At 68.7% G+C, this 14,000-nt stretch carries 11 protein-coding genes; 1 reads left to right on the top strand and 10 read right to left on the bottom strand.

The features are described 5' to 3' along the window. Positions 1–119 precede the first annotated feature (119 nt). The 8 genes from NF4_RS20805 to NF4_RS20770 form a co-directional block, all read right to left on the bottom strand. Positions 120–2,717, bottom strand: a complete 2,598-nt coding sequence (locus tag NF4_RS20805) for a CaiB/BaiF CoA transferase family protein (protein ID WP_063129198.1) — start codon at positions 2,715–2,717, stop codon at positions 120–122. 29 nt (positions 2,718–2,746) lie between these two features. Next, complete coding sequence (locus NF4_RS20800; RefSeq protein WP_063129035.1) at positions 2,747–4,195, bottom strand: aldehyde dehydrogenase; 1,449 nt, start codon at positions 4,193–4,195, stop codon at positions 2,747–2,749. A 28-nt stretch (positions 4,196–4,223) separates the two neighbouring features. Next, positions 4,224–5,408 (bottom strand): thiolase C-terminal domain-containing protein, encoded by a 1,185-nt coding sequence (locus NF4_RS20795; protein WP_063129034.1) that lies wholly within the window; start codon positions 5,406–5,408, stop codon positions 4,224–4,226. Then, a complete protein-coding gene (locus NF4_RS20790) occupies positions 5,405–5,944 on the bottom strand; it encodes a Zn-ribbon domain-containing OB-fold protein (RefSeq protein WP_084533292.1) in 540 nt (179 codons plus the stop codon). Before NF4_RS20790 ends, NF4_RS20795 begins: the two co-directional genes overlap by 4 nt. Before the next feature lie 71 nt (positions 5,945–6,015). Next, positions 6,016–6,330 carry a hypothetical protein gene (locus tag NF4_RS20785; protein ID WP_063129032.1) on the bottom strand — a complete coding sequence of 105 codons (315 nt, stop codon included), beginning with the start codon at positions 6,328–6,330 and terminating at the stop codon, positions 6,016–6,018. A 116-nt stretch (positions 6,331–6,446) separates the two neighbouring features. Further along, on the bottom strand, positions 6,447–7,934 hold the full coding sequence (locus NF4_RS20780; protein ID WP_063129031.1) for an acetyl-CoA acetyltransferase: 1,488 nt from the start codon (positions 7,932–7,934) through the stop codon (positions 6,447–6,449). Next, entirely contained in the window at positions 7,931–8,968 is a 1,038-nt protein-coding gene (locus NF4_RS20775) for an LLM class F420-dependent oxidoreductase (protein ID WP_063129030.1), read from the bottom strand. The genes NF4_RS20780 and NF4_RS20775 overlap by 4 nt, the downstream gene beginning before the upstream one ends. Positions 8,969–9,013: 45 nt before the next feature. Beyond that, entirely contained in the window at positions 9,014–9,823 is an 810-nt protein-coding gene (locus NF4_RS20770; RefSeq protein WP_063129029.1) for an enoyl-CoA hydratase/isomerase family protein, read from the bottom strand. A gap of 129 nt (positions 9,824–9,952) precedes the next feature. Here NF4_RS20770 and NF4_RS20765 point away from each other — a divergent pair, with 129 nt between their 5' ends. Continuing rightward, positions 9,953–10,789 (top strand): glucose 1-dehydrogenase, encoded by an 837-nt coding sequence (locus tag NF4_RS20765; protein WP_157120493.1) that lies wholly within the window; start codon positions 9,953–9,955, stop codon positions 10,787–10,789. A 280-nt stretch (positions 10,790–11,069) separates the two neighbouring features. Here the strand turns inward: NF4_RS20765 and NF4_RS20760 are convergent, their stop codons facing one another. Both NF4_RS20760 and NF4_RS20755 read right to left on the bottom strand, forming a co-directional pair. Next, positions 11,070–11,834, bottom strand: a complete 765-nt coding sequence (locus tag NF4_RS20760) for an SDR family oxidoreductase (protein WP_063129027.1) — start codon at positions 11,832–11,834, stop codon at positions 11,070–11,072. Then, positions 11,831–13,999, bottom strand: a complete 2,169-nt coding sequence (locus NF4_RS20755; RefSeq protein WP_063129026.1) for a molybdopterin-containing oxidoreductase family protein — start codon at positions 13,997–13,999, stop codon at positions 11,831–11,833. Before NF4_RS20755 ends, NF4_RS20760 begins: the two co-directional genes overlap by 4 nt. Position 14,000 lies beyond the last annotated feature (1 nt).

Genomic DNA, 14,000 nt, shown 5'->3' with positions numbered 1-14,000 from the left:
TCCACACCATGAAAGCCAGGCGGTCCATAGGTAGGACGTGAGGGCGATGATCACGGAGGCAATGAACGGCTCGGCGACGCCGTGACGTGTTCGGACCATCCGGGTGACCGCGCAGCAATTCAGGCTCTCCGGGACTGCACCGCTCGACTTTCCCGTGGGCTGCTCGCGATCGGCGTTGCGCCAGTAGCCGAGGTCTGCAGGACCCTGGACCCGATCAGCGCATCTATCTCGGCGCTGTCCATGCCGAGCTCGGTGCAGATCTCCCGGGTGTGCTCCCCGGCAAGCGGCGCCTGACGGGTCGGGGGGTCGGCTATGCCGGTGAATACGGCCGCGCGGGCCGCGGCGGGCAAGCTCATGGGTAGCTGGTCGTGTTCGACCTGCGTGTAGGACCCCCGTGCAGTCAGGTGCGGGTCGGTGAGCAGTTGCGGGAGTCGCAGCATCGCGCCGGCGGGGACACCTGCTTCCTGCAATTCGGCGGCGGCCCCCTGGGGGTCGCGGTCGTGGAGCCAGGCGGCGACGATCCGATCGAGTTCCGGTCTGTTCGCGATGCGGTCCGCGGCGGACGAGAGCCGAGTGTCCGACAGGAGGTCCAGCCGGTCGAGTACCCCGCACAGCGCGGCCCACTGGTGGTCGTCATGCACCGTGACGACGCACCATTCGTCGTCACCCGCGCAGGCGTAGACGCCGCTCGGCGCCGTGTACGGATCGGCGTTGCCGGGCGCGGTGACCGTGCCCGGCAGCAGAGCCTCGGTCACCAGTTGGGTGCCGAGGTGGACGAGGGCCGTATCGGCCTGTGCCACTTCGATATGCGTACCGCGGCCGGTGCGGCGGCGGCCGATCAGGGTGGCGAGGACCGCGACCGCGGTGACCTGGGCGGCGATATGGTCGGGGTAGACGGTCTGGCCGTCGCACAGCAGTTCCGCGTCGTCCGGGTAGCGCCAGAGGGCGGAGACACCGCACGAGGCGCGGACCAGGGGGCCGTAGCCGAGGCGGGTTCGCCACGGGCCGGTGCTGCCGAACGCGCTGGATTCGGAGACGACCAGGCGCGGGTTGAGTTCGGCGAGCACGTCGTAGGACAGGCCCATCGAAGCGAGCGTGCCGGGTTTGAAATTGGCGAGTACCACGTCGGCGTCGGCGGCCAGCCGCCGGAAGACCGCGATACCGTCGGCGCTGCGCAGGTCCAGGCCGAGGCTGCGTTTGTTGCGGTGTCCCCAGGCGACGGAGGCGGCGAGGGCGGAGCCGCGCCGGGATTGGCGCAGACCGTCCGGGAAGTTCGCGTTCTCGATCTTGATGACGTCGGCACCGTAGTCCGCGAACTGCCGGCTCAGCTCGGCCCCGAAGACGATGACCCCCAGATCCAGTACTCGCAGGCCCGCGAGCGGAGCCGAGTCGGCGGCCCCGGTGCGGGCTGACTCGCGGTCGGGTCCTGCGGAAGCCAGTGCACAGGAGCCGGCCTCGCCACTGCCCCTACGGATCGATTCGCTACCCGCGGTCATGGATTCCGGCACGCCGACGCCGGTACCGGACGATTCGCGGTCGTCCGTGGCGCCGCCGGTGCGGGCGGTCGCGGAGTTTACGGAACCACCCCGCAGGGGTGCAGCATCGTCATGTTCGCCGAGTTCGGGTGCCGGCGTGCGGAATCCGGCTCGGCGGCCGTCGAACGAGACGTAGCCCGAGGGAACCCGCGCGCGCAGGCCCGCGCCGATTTCGGTGTCCACGAGGGCGCCGGAGGCGGCGAAGTGTTCCGTTTCGAGTACCTCGGTCAGCGTGTGTACTCCGCCGACCGGAACACCGCGCCGGGATCCCTCGGCCACGAGTTCGGCCTGGGTGTGCTCGGCGAAGAGTTTCTCGATCAGCGGGTGCAGGGTGTCGGCCGCGGCGAAACGGGCGGGGATGGTGTCGTACTTCGGATCGGCGAATTCCGCAGGTGAACCGAGCCATTCGAACATTCCGCGCCATTGCCGTTTCGCCAGCATGCATATCCGGACCTGACCGTCGCGGCACGGGAACACCGGATAGAAGTTCGCCGCGTCGGGACGGCCGCGCGGGAAATCTTCTGACCGTCCGGCCGCCGCGGACCCCTGCGTGCCGAATCCGGGATCGAAACCGTGCACGATCGCTTCGAATGCGGAGAGATCGACGGTGTCACCCGCACCCGTGTCGAGGCGCCGGTGGTAGGCCAGCAATGCGGCCCAGGCGGCGTGGACGCCCACCGTTTCCTCGATCAGTCCGGCGGGCGGCAGCAGTGGTTCCTCGCCCGGCGCACCGGACCGGGACAGCACACCGGACATGGCGTACAGGACGGGTTCGGTGGCCTGCCAGTGGCGATACGGTCCGTCCTGGCCGAAACCGCTGATCGATACCCACACCAGACCCGTTGCGCCGGAATGTATCTCGGCCGAGCCGACGCCGAGGCCGGTCAACCGGCCGGGCGGCTGGGATTCGATGAGGATATCCGCGGTACCGGCCAGTTCGCGCAACCGCTCTCGGCCGGCCTCGGTGGTGAGGTCGGCGGTGATCGCGTGCTTGTTCGCATTGCGCAACGCGAAGGGGATACTCACCCCGTCCACGACGGGTTCTGCGGACCGTGAATACGACCCGCCGGGTTGTTCGATACGGACAACCTCCGCACCCAGGTCGGCGAGGTAGCGTCCGCAGGATTCGCCTAGCCCGTCGGTGAGGTCGAGGACACGGACGCCGTGCAGCGGCAGGGACATCGTCGGCTCCGATCGTTCTGCCATGGCGCTCACCGTGTTCCGAAGTAGACGGATTTCGCGGTGTAGTAGGGAGCGAGTCCTTCCGGACCCAACTCGCGGCCCAAGCCGGAATCCTTGACGCCACCGAACGGTGCGTCCAGGTCGAGCTGGTAGTGATTGACGCCGACCGTGCCCGACTCGATTCGGTCGGCAATCGCCAGCCCGCGTTCCTCGTCGGTGGTCCACACGGTGCCGCCGAGTCCGTAGCGGGAATCGTTGGCGATTTCGATCGCGTCCGCTTCACCGTCGTAGGGAGTGATGGTCAGTACCGGACCGAAGATCTCCTCCTGGGCGATCCGCGCGGCACTGTGCACGCCCTCGAATACCGTCGGCTCGACGTACCAGCCGGTGGGCAGGTCGGCGGGGATGCCGCCACCGGTGGTGATCCGATAGCCGTCCCATCGTCCCGATTCGATGAAACCGAGGACCCGGTCGCGCTGGGCGGCGCTCACCAGCGGCCCGATCTGGGTCGCGCGGTCCAGTGGGTCGCCGATCCGCAGGCCGCGTACGGTTTCGGTGACCGCCTCCACCACCTCGGCGTAGCGGCTGCGGGGTGCGAGAATGCGAGTGCCGGCGTGGCAGGTCTGCCCGTTGTTGACCAGCGACACCTCGAGCAGGTTCGCCGCGAATACCTCGAGGTCGGCATCGGCGGCGACAATCGACGCGGATTTGCCGCCGAGTTCGAGGGTGACCGGCCGCAGCAGCCGCCCGCACACTTCGCCGATAGCGCGACCGGCCGCCGTGGAGCCGGTGAAGGCCACCTTGTCGACACCCGGATGCTCGACCAGATGGGCTCCGGCCTCTCGCCCGCCCACGACAATGTTCAAAACCCCGGGCGGGAGCCCGGCCTCTACCGCGGCGTCGGCGAAAACGTAAGCATCCAAGGCTGTTTCGGGTGCCGGTTTCAGAACCACCGCGCAACCCGCGGCCAGTGCGGGAGCGAGTTTCATCGCCGCCAGCGACTGCGGGTAGTTCCACGGCGTGATCGCGGCGACGACTCCGACCGAGTCCCGGCGCACCACCGTGCGACCGCCGAAAGCGCTCGGCCGCACCTCGTCCCGTTCGGTGCCGCGGACCGCGTTCGCGTAATAGCTCATCATGAGGCTCGGGGCGTACCCGTTGACATTGATCGACAACGCGATGGGCATACCGTTTTCCCGGCTGGCCAGGGCGGCGGTGTCCTTCGCCCGGGTGCGCAGCGCGGCGGCGAATCGGTCGAGGTGCTCCGCGCGGTCGGTCGAGCTCAGCGCCCGCCAGGCCGGCAGCGCGCGGCGGGCGGCGGCTACGGCGGCATCGATATCGGCTGCCGTGCCCGATGCCGAAGTGCCGAGTACCGTTTCCGTGGCCGCCTCGATCACCTCGACGGTTGCCTCGGTCTGCGGCTTCTCCCATTCGCCGCCGATGAACAGGGCGCGGCGGTCCAGAGTGGTGGTGTCCATATCCGTCCTCGGTTGGTGCGGAGGTGGTTCAGAGGGTGTCTTCGCGACCGAACAGCGTGGAGCTGACCAGCGGTGCCATCGGCCCGCCGATGAACAGCGAGATACGCGCGTCGGCAACGGGGTTGGTCGACGTGCCCCGGATCTGGCGGACGGCTTCGACAGCCAGTCCCATGCCGTTGACGAACGAATCCGCTATGTTCCCGCCGCTGGTATTGACGGGCAGTTTCCCGATTCCCGCGGTGAGGTTGTCGACCGTGAGAACCTCGCCCGCGGCCGGGCCCGCCGGGGCCAAGCCGTGATCGATAAGGGCGGCCACCGCGGGGCCGCTGAAGTTCTCGTAGACCTGCACGACGTCGACATCATCGGGCCCCAGACCCGCTGCGGCCCAGAGGCGGTCGGCAACTCCGTGGCGGCCCGGCCGGCCCGCGAAACCCGCGCTCGTGTAGAGGTCGTCGTTGTCGATGATCGAGGAATAGCCGCCGGGCGCCCCCTGGGCGCCCGCCAGGACGTATGCGGCGTCTGGGCGTATCGCCTTGGCTCGCTCGCCCGATACCAGCACCAGCGCTACCGCGCCGTCGCTTTCCCGGGAGCAGTCGAAGAGGTGGAACGGTTCGGTGATCATCCGGGAGGCTTCGTAGGTCCGCTCGTCGAGCGGTTTGCCGTAGCCGGCGGCCTCCGGGTTGTGCTGAGCGTGCCGGTACGCGGCGAGCACCAGGGCCCGCATCGCCTCGCGCGGTACGCCGTCGTGTTCGAGCAGGCGCTGGGTGCGCAGGGCACATACCTGGGCGGGCGAGCCGACACCGTGTGCGAGATAGTGCGGCCCGTAGAAGTATTTCGCGTAGCCGAGGCGTCCGGTGTCCTGCTGGGCCATCGACCGGAACACCACGACGCATTCGGCCTGGCCGGTCGCGATGGCGACCGCCGCATTGTTGATCGCGGCGGCGACGGTACCGCCACCACCGCCCCACATCATGTTCGACCAGCGCACCTCGTCCACGCCCAGTGCCCCGCCGAGTATCGCGCCGTCGTGGCCGCCACCGGCGTAGGACACGAAACCGTCGAGTTCACGCGGCGAGATCCCGGCGTCGGCGCAGGCCGCGACGATCGCCTCGAGGGTCATCCGCAGTTCACCGTGCGGCGCCGCGCCGCGTGTGTAGTGGAGATCCGCGACGCCGACCACCGCGGCCGCTCCGCGCAGCAACGAACCGGTCACGACGGTGCTCCTTCTGTGGTTTCCCGCCGCCACCGCAGCAGCGGCCAGGTCGCGCCCTCGTCGAGCTCGATATGCCCGACGACCCGCTCACCGATCCGGACGGCCTCGGCATCCTCGCCGGTGAGAATTCCGAGCACCCGGCGATAACCGGCGGCGGGTAGCTCCACCAGGACCGTCACGTACGGAATCCGGTCGGCGAGTTCGGTGATGAACGGGTAGTGGCTGCGCGCCCAGCTGTAGACGATGCCCACCGGTTCGACTACCTGCCAGCCGGGGTCGAAGGTATGGCAGGCACCGCAGATCCACTGCGGGCCCCAGATCCACACTCCGCACTGCCCGCAACGCTGCAGGCGCAGCTCGCCCGCGACCAGACCGTCCCAATACGGTTGGTCCAGCCCGTCCTCGGCGGGGCCCCAGGGCAGGTCATGGGGCGGCGCCGTCTCCGGCCACGACCCACTCGTGCTCTGTCCATCGGGCACGACCGGGGGGCTTGCGGAATTGCGCTCCGCTCCCGACTCCAGACTGGACCCGCCCATGCTGTGTCCATCGGGCACGAGCGGGGGCCTTACGGGGTTACGCTCCGCTCCCGCCTCCAGGCCTGAGCCGCTCATGCGGGGTCCCCGGGGACCGGGAAGTTCTCCAGCGCGGCGGCCTTCCAGACGCCGTCGTGCAGTTCCCAGATCGAACGCAGGCCGATCATGCCGTCGGGGGTGTCGTAGACCGTCTCCCCGATCTGCTTCCCGTCCTCGGCCCGGACCGCCTTGATCTCGTGGCCGTTCACCGCGCCCCGGGGCACGGTGACGCCTTCGAAGACTGCCGGCAGATTTTCCTGGACCATATCGGCCAGCGCGGCCTTCATATCACCCGCCACGACATGGCCGACGTGCCGTTCGTACAGCGCGCGGAAATCTTCTGCGGACATGCTTTTCTCCTTGCTCCCCCAAGAGGCCCCGCCGACGGCTCGGGCATCCTTGACTTTTACCTTATGTCGTTAGGTATTTTTGGTCAATGGCCGAGTTCAGGACTCTGCTGGTTCACTCAGCCGGTAATGAAGTGAAAGCTTCCGTCGCCGGATATCCGGACGGCTTCTCCCGCGGTCTCGGCGGTCACCAACCGAGCGACGGCATCGGGCTCGATCGTGCTCGCGAGGGTCCGGCCGCCACCCGGTGTGCGCGCGGCGAGCAGGCCGCGTTCCGGCTCTCCCGAGCGGTCGTAGACCACGGTCCACGATTCGGTGGTGGCGGGCCCCGCGTACTCGGGTTCCGCGCGGACGGTCGGCTCCCGGTCCACCGCTGCCTGAACATCGTCGCGGCGGAAGCCGGCTCTGGGCGGTTCGGTGCGGTACACGCCGAAAGCGTGTTTGGTCAGGTAGCCGCTGTTCGCGGTGACCAGACCGTAGGTTCCCGGGTTTTCGCGCAGGCGGGTCGCCATGGCCGCGATCGCGTGGGTGCTGTAGTTGTTCCACGGGCCACCCGCGAACGTCAGCCCACCGGTGACCGTCGGCGGCCGGCTCGGGTCATCGGCCGCCAGCCCCAGTTCCCGGGCCGCCACCTGAACCGCCGAGGGGAAACACGAGTACACGTCGATATGGGTGAGGTCGTCGAGCCCGACCTCCGCCAATTCGAGCGCGCGGGCACCGGCGAGGCGGATGGCCGGTGATCGGTCCAGTGCGCCGCGAGCGGCGATATCGTCGGTGTCGCGGGCCTCGGTACCGGACTGTGGGAACACCCAGTTCTCCCGGTCGATACCGAGTCTCGTGGCCGTCTCCACCGAACACAGCAGCAGCGCGGCACCCTGCTCGACCATATTGTTCGAGTTCATCAGCTTCGTATAGGGCGCGGCGATCCAGCGGTTCGCGGCACTGGGCGTCGTGATCTCGGCGGCGGTGTGCACACGCGGTGTCCAGGCATACGGGTTGCTCGCGGCGACCTCGCTGAACCGGGCCCACAACGCACCGATCGTGTCGCGGTGCTCGGCGATGGAGCGGCCGGCGCCGAGCCGCAGGGCCTGTTCGAAGAGCGGGTAGATATAGGCGGGCCGGTCGAATCCGGCGCGCATCTCGGTAGCCGAGCGCATCGGCACTTCGGGGACGAGGATCGGCGCGGCCGGTACCGACTCGTCCTGCACCGTCCACTGCGGGCGGATTCCCTCGCCGCGCAGCTTCATCCGGGTCCGCCACGATTCGGCGCCGCCGATCAGGACCACATCCGCCCGGCCCGCCGCGATGTCTTCGGCCGCCGTATTCACCAGCACCTGCGGGACACTGCCGCCGCTGCCGGTGTATCCGGTGCGCCGGGGTTCGGCGCCGATCCGGGCAGCGACCAGCGCACCGGGATCCCGGTAGCGCCACGAGAGCAGGCCGACGATTCGCACCGAGTCGACCAGCTCGAGCAGCTTCGCGCTCCCCGCTTCGTCGGCGGCACGGAAGGCGGCGGCGGCGATGAGCTCGACCGGTTCGCGACCACCCGCGCGATCGCTGATCTGGCCACCGCCGACGAGTACCGGGGTCCGGGGATCCACTGTCACGACCGCACCGCCTCGAGGATCCGCTTCCAGGATTCGGGCCGCGGCCGGCCGCCGAGTATCAAGGTGGTCAGGCAGGTGGGTTTCCAGCGATTCACGATGTCCTCACAGATCTTGTCGACCGGTCCGATGAGCGCGACGTCTTCCACCATTTCCGTCGGCACCGCCTGTGCCGCCAGCTCGGAACGCCCGCTCAGGTACAGCTCCTGGATCTCCGCACACGCTTCGCCCCAGCCCATCCGGACGAACACGTCGTTGTGAAAGTTGGCTTCTTTCGCGCCCATACCGCCCGCGTACAGCGCGATCACCGGTTTGAGCCGGGCCGCGGCGCGCTCCACGTCGTCGTGCTCGACCAGCCAGCACACATTGGCCACCTCGAAATCCGCGGCCGTGCGGCGCGATCCGGGCCGGGCGAATCCTTCGGCGAGTGCGGCGCGGTAGAACGCATCACTTTTCGGAGAGAACCACAGCGGTGTCCAGCCGTCCGCGATCTCGGCCGCAAGGGCCACATTCTTCGGCCCTTCGGCTCCCAGGTAGACGGGGATATCGCGGCGCAGCGGATGCACGATCGATTTCAGCGGTCTTCCGAGTCCGGTGCCGCCCGAGCACGGGAGCTCGTAGTGCCGACCCTGATATGTCACCGGCGCTTCCCGCGCCCATACCGCGCGCATGATCTCGATGTACTCGCGGGTGCGTTCCAGCGGGCGCGGGTACGGCCGGCCGTACCAACCCTCCACAACCTGCGGGCCGGAGGCTCCGATACCCAGAATGAGCCGGCCGCCGCTGAGGTGGTCGATGGTCTGTGCGGCCATCGCCAGTGCGGTGGGGGTACGGGCCGAGATCTGGCATACCGAAGTGCCCAGCGCGATCCGCTCGGTTTTCGCGCCCCACCAGGCCAGCGGCGTCAGGGCGTCGGAGCCGTAGCTTTCCGCAGTCCAGAAGCTGTCCACTCCCAGCGCCTCGGCCTCGGCGACCGTCTCTTCCATCCGCCGCGGTGGACCCGCGCCCCAGTACCCGGCGGTGATGCCGACCTTCATCGTCGCCACCCGCCGTTCGGTCGTTTCGTCACAGCTGTCGTCCTATCAGTGATTGCGATAGACCGGCGGGCGCTTCTCCAGGAAGGAGTGCACGGCTTCGCGATGGTCCTTGGTCATGGCACCGAGAATCTGGGTGCGGTTCTCCAGATCGATCGCGGCGCGCAGACTCGCCACCTCGAGGTTGGACCACATGACCTCTTTCGTCATCCACACACCGAACGGGCTGTTGGCCGCGATGACCTCCGCGGTGTCCAATGCCGCGTCCAGCAGCCGGTCCGCGGGCTCCACCGACGAGACGATCCCGATCCGCTCGGCCTCCGCCGCATCGACCGAGCGGCCGGTGAGCAGAATCTGCGCGGCCCGGGAGAAACCGATCATCCGCGGCAGCAGCCAGCTCACCCCGATATCGCAGTTCGACAGCCCCCGCTTGATGAACGACGCGTGCAGCGCAGCGGTATCGGCCATGATCCGGATATCCGCCATGAGCGCCAGCGCCATACCGCCACCCGCGGCTGCGCCGTTCACGGCGGCGATCACGGGCGCCCGCACACCCCGGAACGCCTCGACGAGCGAGGCGATGTGCTGCTGCACCCGCAGGCCGGCCTGTGGCCGCCCCTCCCCCTCCGCCGCACCGGGCGGCGTGCCGTAGCCGCGCAGATCCAGCCCGGCGCAGAAGGCCTTACCGTTCCCGGTGAGCACGAGGGCACGGACCTCGGAATCGTGGCGCACCTCGGCCAGTACGGCGTGCAGCGCCTCGATGAGGTCGGTGTTCATCGCATTGAGCGCATCGGGGCGGTTCAGGCGCACCAGCAGCACACCCGGCCGCGGGCGCTCGGTCTGGATCAGGTCGGACATATCTGGCATCACCTCGGATGGTCTGGCGCAGCCCGTCGAGACGAGTGGGCATCGACATCTAAAGCTAATGCCATTAGGTTAATTACTCAAGGAGACACCGCTCGCGAATCGAGGAAACCAATGGCCGACGTGCACGAACTGCAAGGGAAGGCCACCATCGTGACCGGCGGCGCGAGTGGTATCGGCGCCGCGACCTGTGCCCTGCTGGCCCAGCGCGGCGCCCGCGTCGTGGTCACCGATATCGATGATGACCGGGGCGAAACGGTGGCGGCCGGCCTGGGCGACCTCGGCTGCTACCTGCACACCGATGTGACCCGCGAGGACCACCTCGTCACCGCCGTCCGCACCGCCGTGGACCGATTCGGGCGACTCGACGCGATGATCAACAACGCCGGCCGGGTCGGCGCGTGGACCTACCTCGCGGATACCACGGCCGAGGAGTGGGACAGCGCATTCGCGGTCCTCGCCCGTAGCGCCTTCCTCGGCACCAAGCACGCGGCACAGGTGATGCGCGAGCAGGGCTTCGGAGCCATCGTCAACGTCTCGTCGGTGGCCGGGGTGCGCACCGGCTTCGGCCCACATCCGTACGGTGCGGCCAAAGCGGCCGTCCTGCAGCTGACCCGCAGCGCGGCACGGGAACTCGCCGAATACCGCGTCCGGGTCAATGCCGTCACCCCGGGCGGGGTCGCCACCCGAATCGTGGGTCACGGCGCCGGTTTGGCCGGCGTGGACCTCGACGCCAGCGTCGACGAGGTCCGACGCGGGCTCCGGAACTTCCAGCCGATCCCCAGAGCCGGCGAGGGTGACGATATCGCCGCCGCCATCGCCTACCTGATCTCCGACTCGGCCTCGTTCGTCACCGGCCAGAATGTCGTGGTCGACGGCGGGTTGACGCTCGGCAAGGCGTGGCCGGGCAACTATCGCGCCGAAGCCGAGGCGGCCGCAGGGCGATCGCAGACCGGCTGAAGCAGCGGATACGACACCCGGACACCCCATGGGCCGTCGGTCTTACCTCCTCGCGGACATCCCGCCGGCCCGCTCACCGATGCCGAGGTGAAGGTCCGCGCGACAAACATGACAGAGCTCGACATGACCGAGGCCGTCTCGCGTGCGGGCCGAATTTCAGCGACCCGCTACCACCACAGTCGGCACCATTGCACGCCGCCGGTCCCGGGGCGCTGACAGTGAGCGCACCCAGGCCATGGAGCAGCCTGACCACCCCCTGAAGCGGCCGAGTATGCGCCGCTCACACCGGACCACCCAGCCAGACTCCTACCTCTTCACCCGACACATGCCGCCCCTCGTCGCTCACCAGGAACGACACCGTCGCGGCAATCGACTCCGCCGGTATCCGGGGCCAACCGGCCGCCAGCGTGTTCGCCGCGTCCGGGCCGCCTGAGGCGATGATGTCGGTGTCGACGAATCCGGGCATGACCGCGTTGACGGTGATCCCTCGGCGGGCGACTTCGAGAGCGAGGGTGCGGGTCATGCCGATCAGGCCGGCCTTCGCGGCGCCGTAGGCGCTCATACCGGGAGCGGGTTTGCGCCCACCGGACGGACTGCTGACGAATACGACTCGGCCCCAGCCGTTCTCGTACATGCCGGGCAGAGCGGCGTGGGTGCAGTAGAACGCCCCGCTGAGATTGACGCCGATCACCCGGTCCCAGTCCCGCGGCGACTGCTTGCGCGCCGAACCGGCGAGGTTCATCCCCGCGTTGTTCACGAGTACGGTCGGCGCGCCCAGTTCGGCAGTCGTCGCGGCGATCAATGCCGTGGCCTGTTCGGCATCGGAGATATCGGCACGCAGGGCGGCCGCCCGGCCACCAGAGGAGATGATCTCGCCGACCACGTCTTCGGCGTGCTTCGCGCTCGACGAATAGTTGACCGCGACCGCGAACCCGTCGGCGGCCAGGCGCCGGGAGATCGCGGCTCCGATGCCTCGGCCACCGCCGGTGACGACCGCGACCCGCGGGCGTTGCGCGGCTTCGATTGCGCTGCCCTGTCCTGTCATTCGCTCGTCCTCGGTTCCGCCGGCTCCTGGTCCGCGGTCCGGGCTGTGCGCAGCACCTCGACGGGGATCCCGGTCAGGTGGGATTGATTGCTGAGCGGGTCGTAACCGTCCCGTCCGGTGGGCGCCAGGTGGTTCGCGTTCACGCCGGCCTTGTGCCGGGCCACGCCGAGTCCGCGGGCGCGGTGCTGCCCCCAGCCGTGGGTCATGGCGACGACGCCGGTGCGCAGTGATTCGTCGTACTGCAGCTCCGCCTCGACCGCGCCGTATCGATTCCGGATCACGACGGGGTCGCCTTCGACCAAACCTCGGTGCCGCGCGTCCGCCGGATGCATCCACAATGGGTTGCCCCGATGGATCTCCCGGTCGAATACCGGGAGATTGTGCAGCCAGCTGTTGACCATGTGATGGGTCCGCCGGGTGATCAGTTTCAGCTGACCGGGGCTTTCGGCCGCCAGCTCGGCAAGAATCGTTTCCGCGGTGTCGTAGGCGCGGCGGAACAGTTCCGGGCAGCAGTCGAGGAGACCGTCGTCGTGCTGTACCGCGATATCGAAGACGTGGGCCGGGTCGGCTTCGGGGAGGACCTGGGTGGCGCACGGCAGGGCCGCGAGCCGGTCCAGGCTGGTTCCGGCGTCGCGCAGGGCGGCGTCGATGGGAGCGAAGGGGTCCGGGTCGGGGTCGTCGAGCAGGGTCGGGACGCCGAGTTCCTGCTGGATGCGCGAGAGGATCCACCAGTCGTCGCGCCGTTCGCCCGCGGGCTCGACGACCGCGGGCGTGTACTGCACGTACGGTTCCAAGGCCACGCCCAGGGTGTTCAGGAAGTTGACATCGGCGCGTTCGAGCCAATCGGTCGCGGGTAGAACGTAATCGGCCATCTCGCCGGTGACGGTCCGGTACAGATCGATCGTGACGATCAGCTCGAGCTTCTCGAATGCCCGCCGCAGCCGCTGTTCGCCGCCCACCGACAGCAGCGGGTTGCCCGAGACGACGATCAGGGCGCGGACCGGTTCACCGGACTGTTCGATGAAATCCGGGAGAAGTGCCGCGGGAAGATCGCCGCTCACGGTGCGGAGCTCCCCGAGCGGGCTGCCGAAATACGGGTCCACGCGCCGGCGTTTCGAACCGCGCACCGCGTCGGCGATACCGCGGGAGTAGATATTGCCGCCGCGGCGGCCGAGGTTGCCGGAGAACAGGCTCACCATCGTGAGCATCCAATAGGCCAGGGCGCCCAGCCGGCCTTGGTTGACGCCGGTGGCCATGTAGACGCTGGCGCTGGGCGCCGCACAGAACTCGTCGGCGACCCGGCGGATCGTCTCGGCCGCGATACCGGTCACCGCACTCACCCGGTCAGGCGGATAACGCCGGACGAAGTCGAGCAGACCGTCGATATTGCGGGCGTGCTCTTCGATGGCGGCGCGGTCGAAGCCGATCCGGAAGACGATCTCGTGCAATAGTGCGGCCAGGAAGAAGAAATCGGTGTCCGGCTTGATCAGCAGCACCTCGCCGGTGTCCGGCGTCGAGGATTCGATTTGGCGCGGGTTCACGAAGAGCACCGTGCCGCCGCGGGCGCGCACGGCCCGGATCTTGGCCATCGGATCCGAGATGTGCAGCAGGGTCATATGCGAGACGGTGGGGTTGCTGCCGAGACACAGGAAATAGTGGGTGTTCAGCAGGTCCGGAATCGGGTGGGCCATCGAGGCGCCGTAAATGGCCTCGCTGGCCGCGTATTTGGCGGAAGTGTCCTGGGTTCCGGCACTGAAGCGCATCCGGGTGTCGAAACCGCGCGCGATCCGGGCCGCGTTCGCGTAATAGGCGCCGTTGAACGCCGACGGGTTTCCCTGATAGACGGCGAGGGCATTGCGGCCGTAACGGCCGCGGATTTCCTGTATGCGATCGGCGATATCGCGCAATGCGCTATCCCAGTCGACCGGTTCGAAGTCGCCGGATTCCGCCGCGCGGGGAGCGCGCCGTCTCAGCGGGCGATCGAGGCGGTCGGGGTCGTCGTGCACCTGGAGGTAGTGCACACCCTTGTGGCAGCAGAAGCCTTTGTGCACGGGGTGTGCCGTGTCCGGCCGCAACCGGGCGACCTTCCCGTCGCGTACCTCGGCCAGCAGACCACAACCCGGTTCGCAGATACGGCAGAAGGTATGAACCTGTTCGGACGCCACT

Origin of the sequence: Nocardia fusca NBRC 14340 (assembly GCF_001618425.1) — a bacterium.
In the GTDB taxonomy this organism is placed as follows: Bacteria; Actinomycetota; Actinomycetes; order Mycobacteriales; family Mycobacteriaceae; genus Nocardia; species Nocardia fusca.
This window is presented reverse-complemented; position numbering and strand designations above follow the sequence as displayed.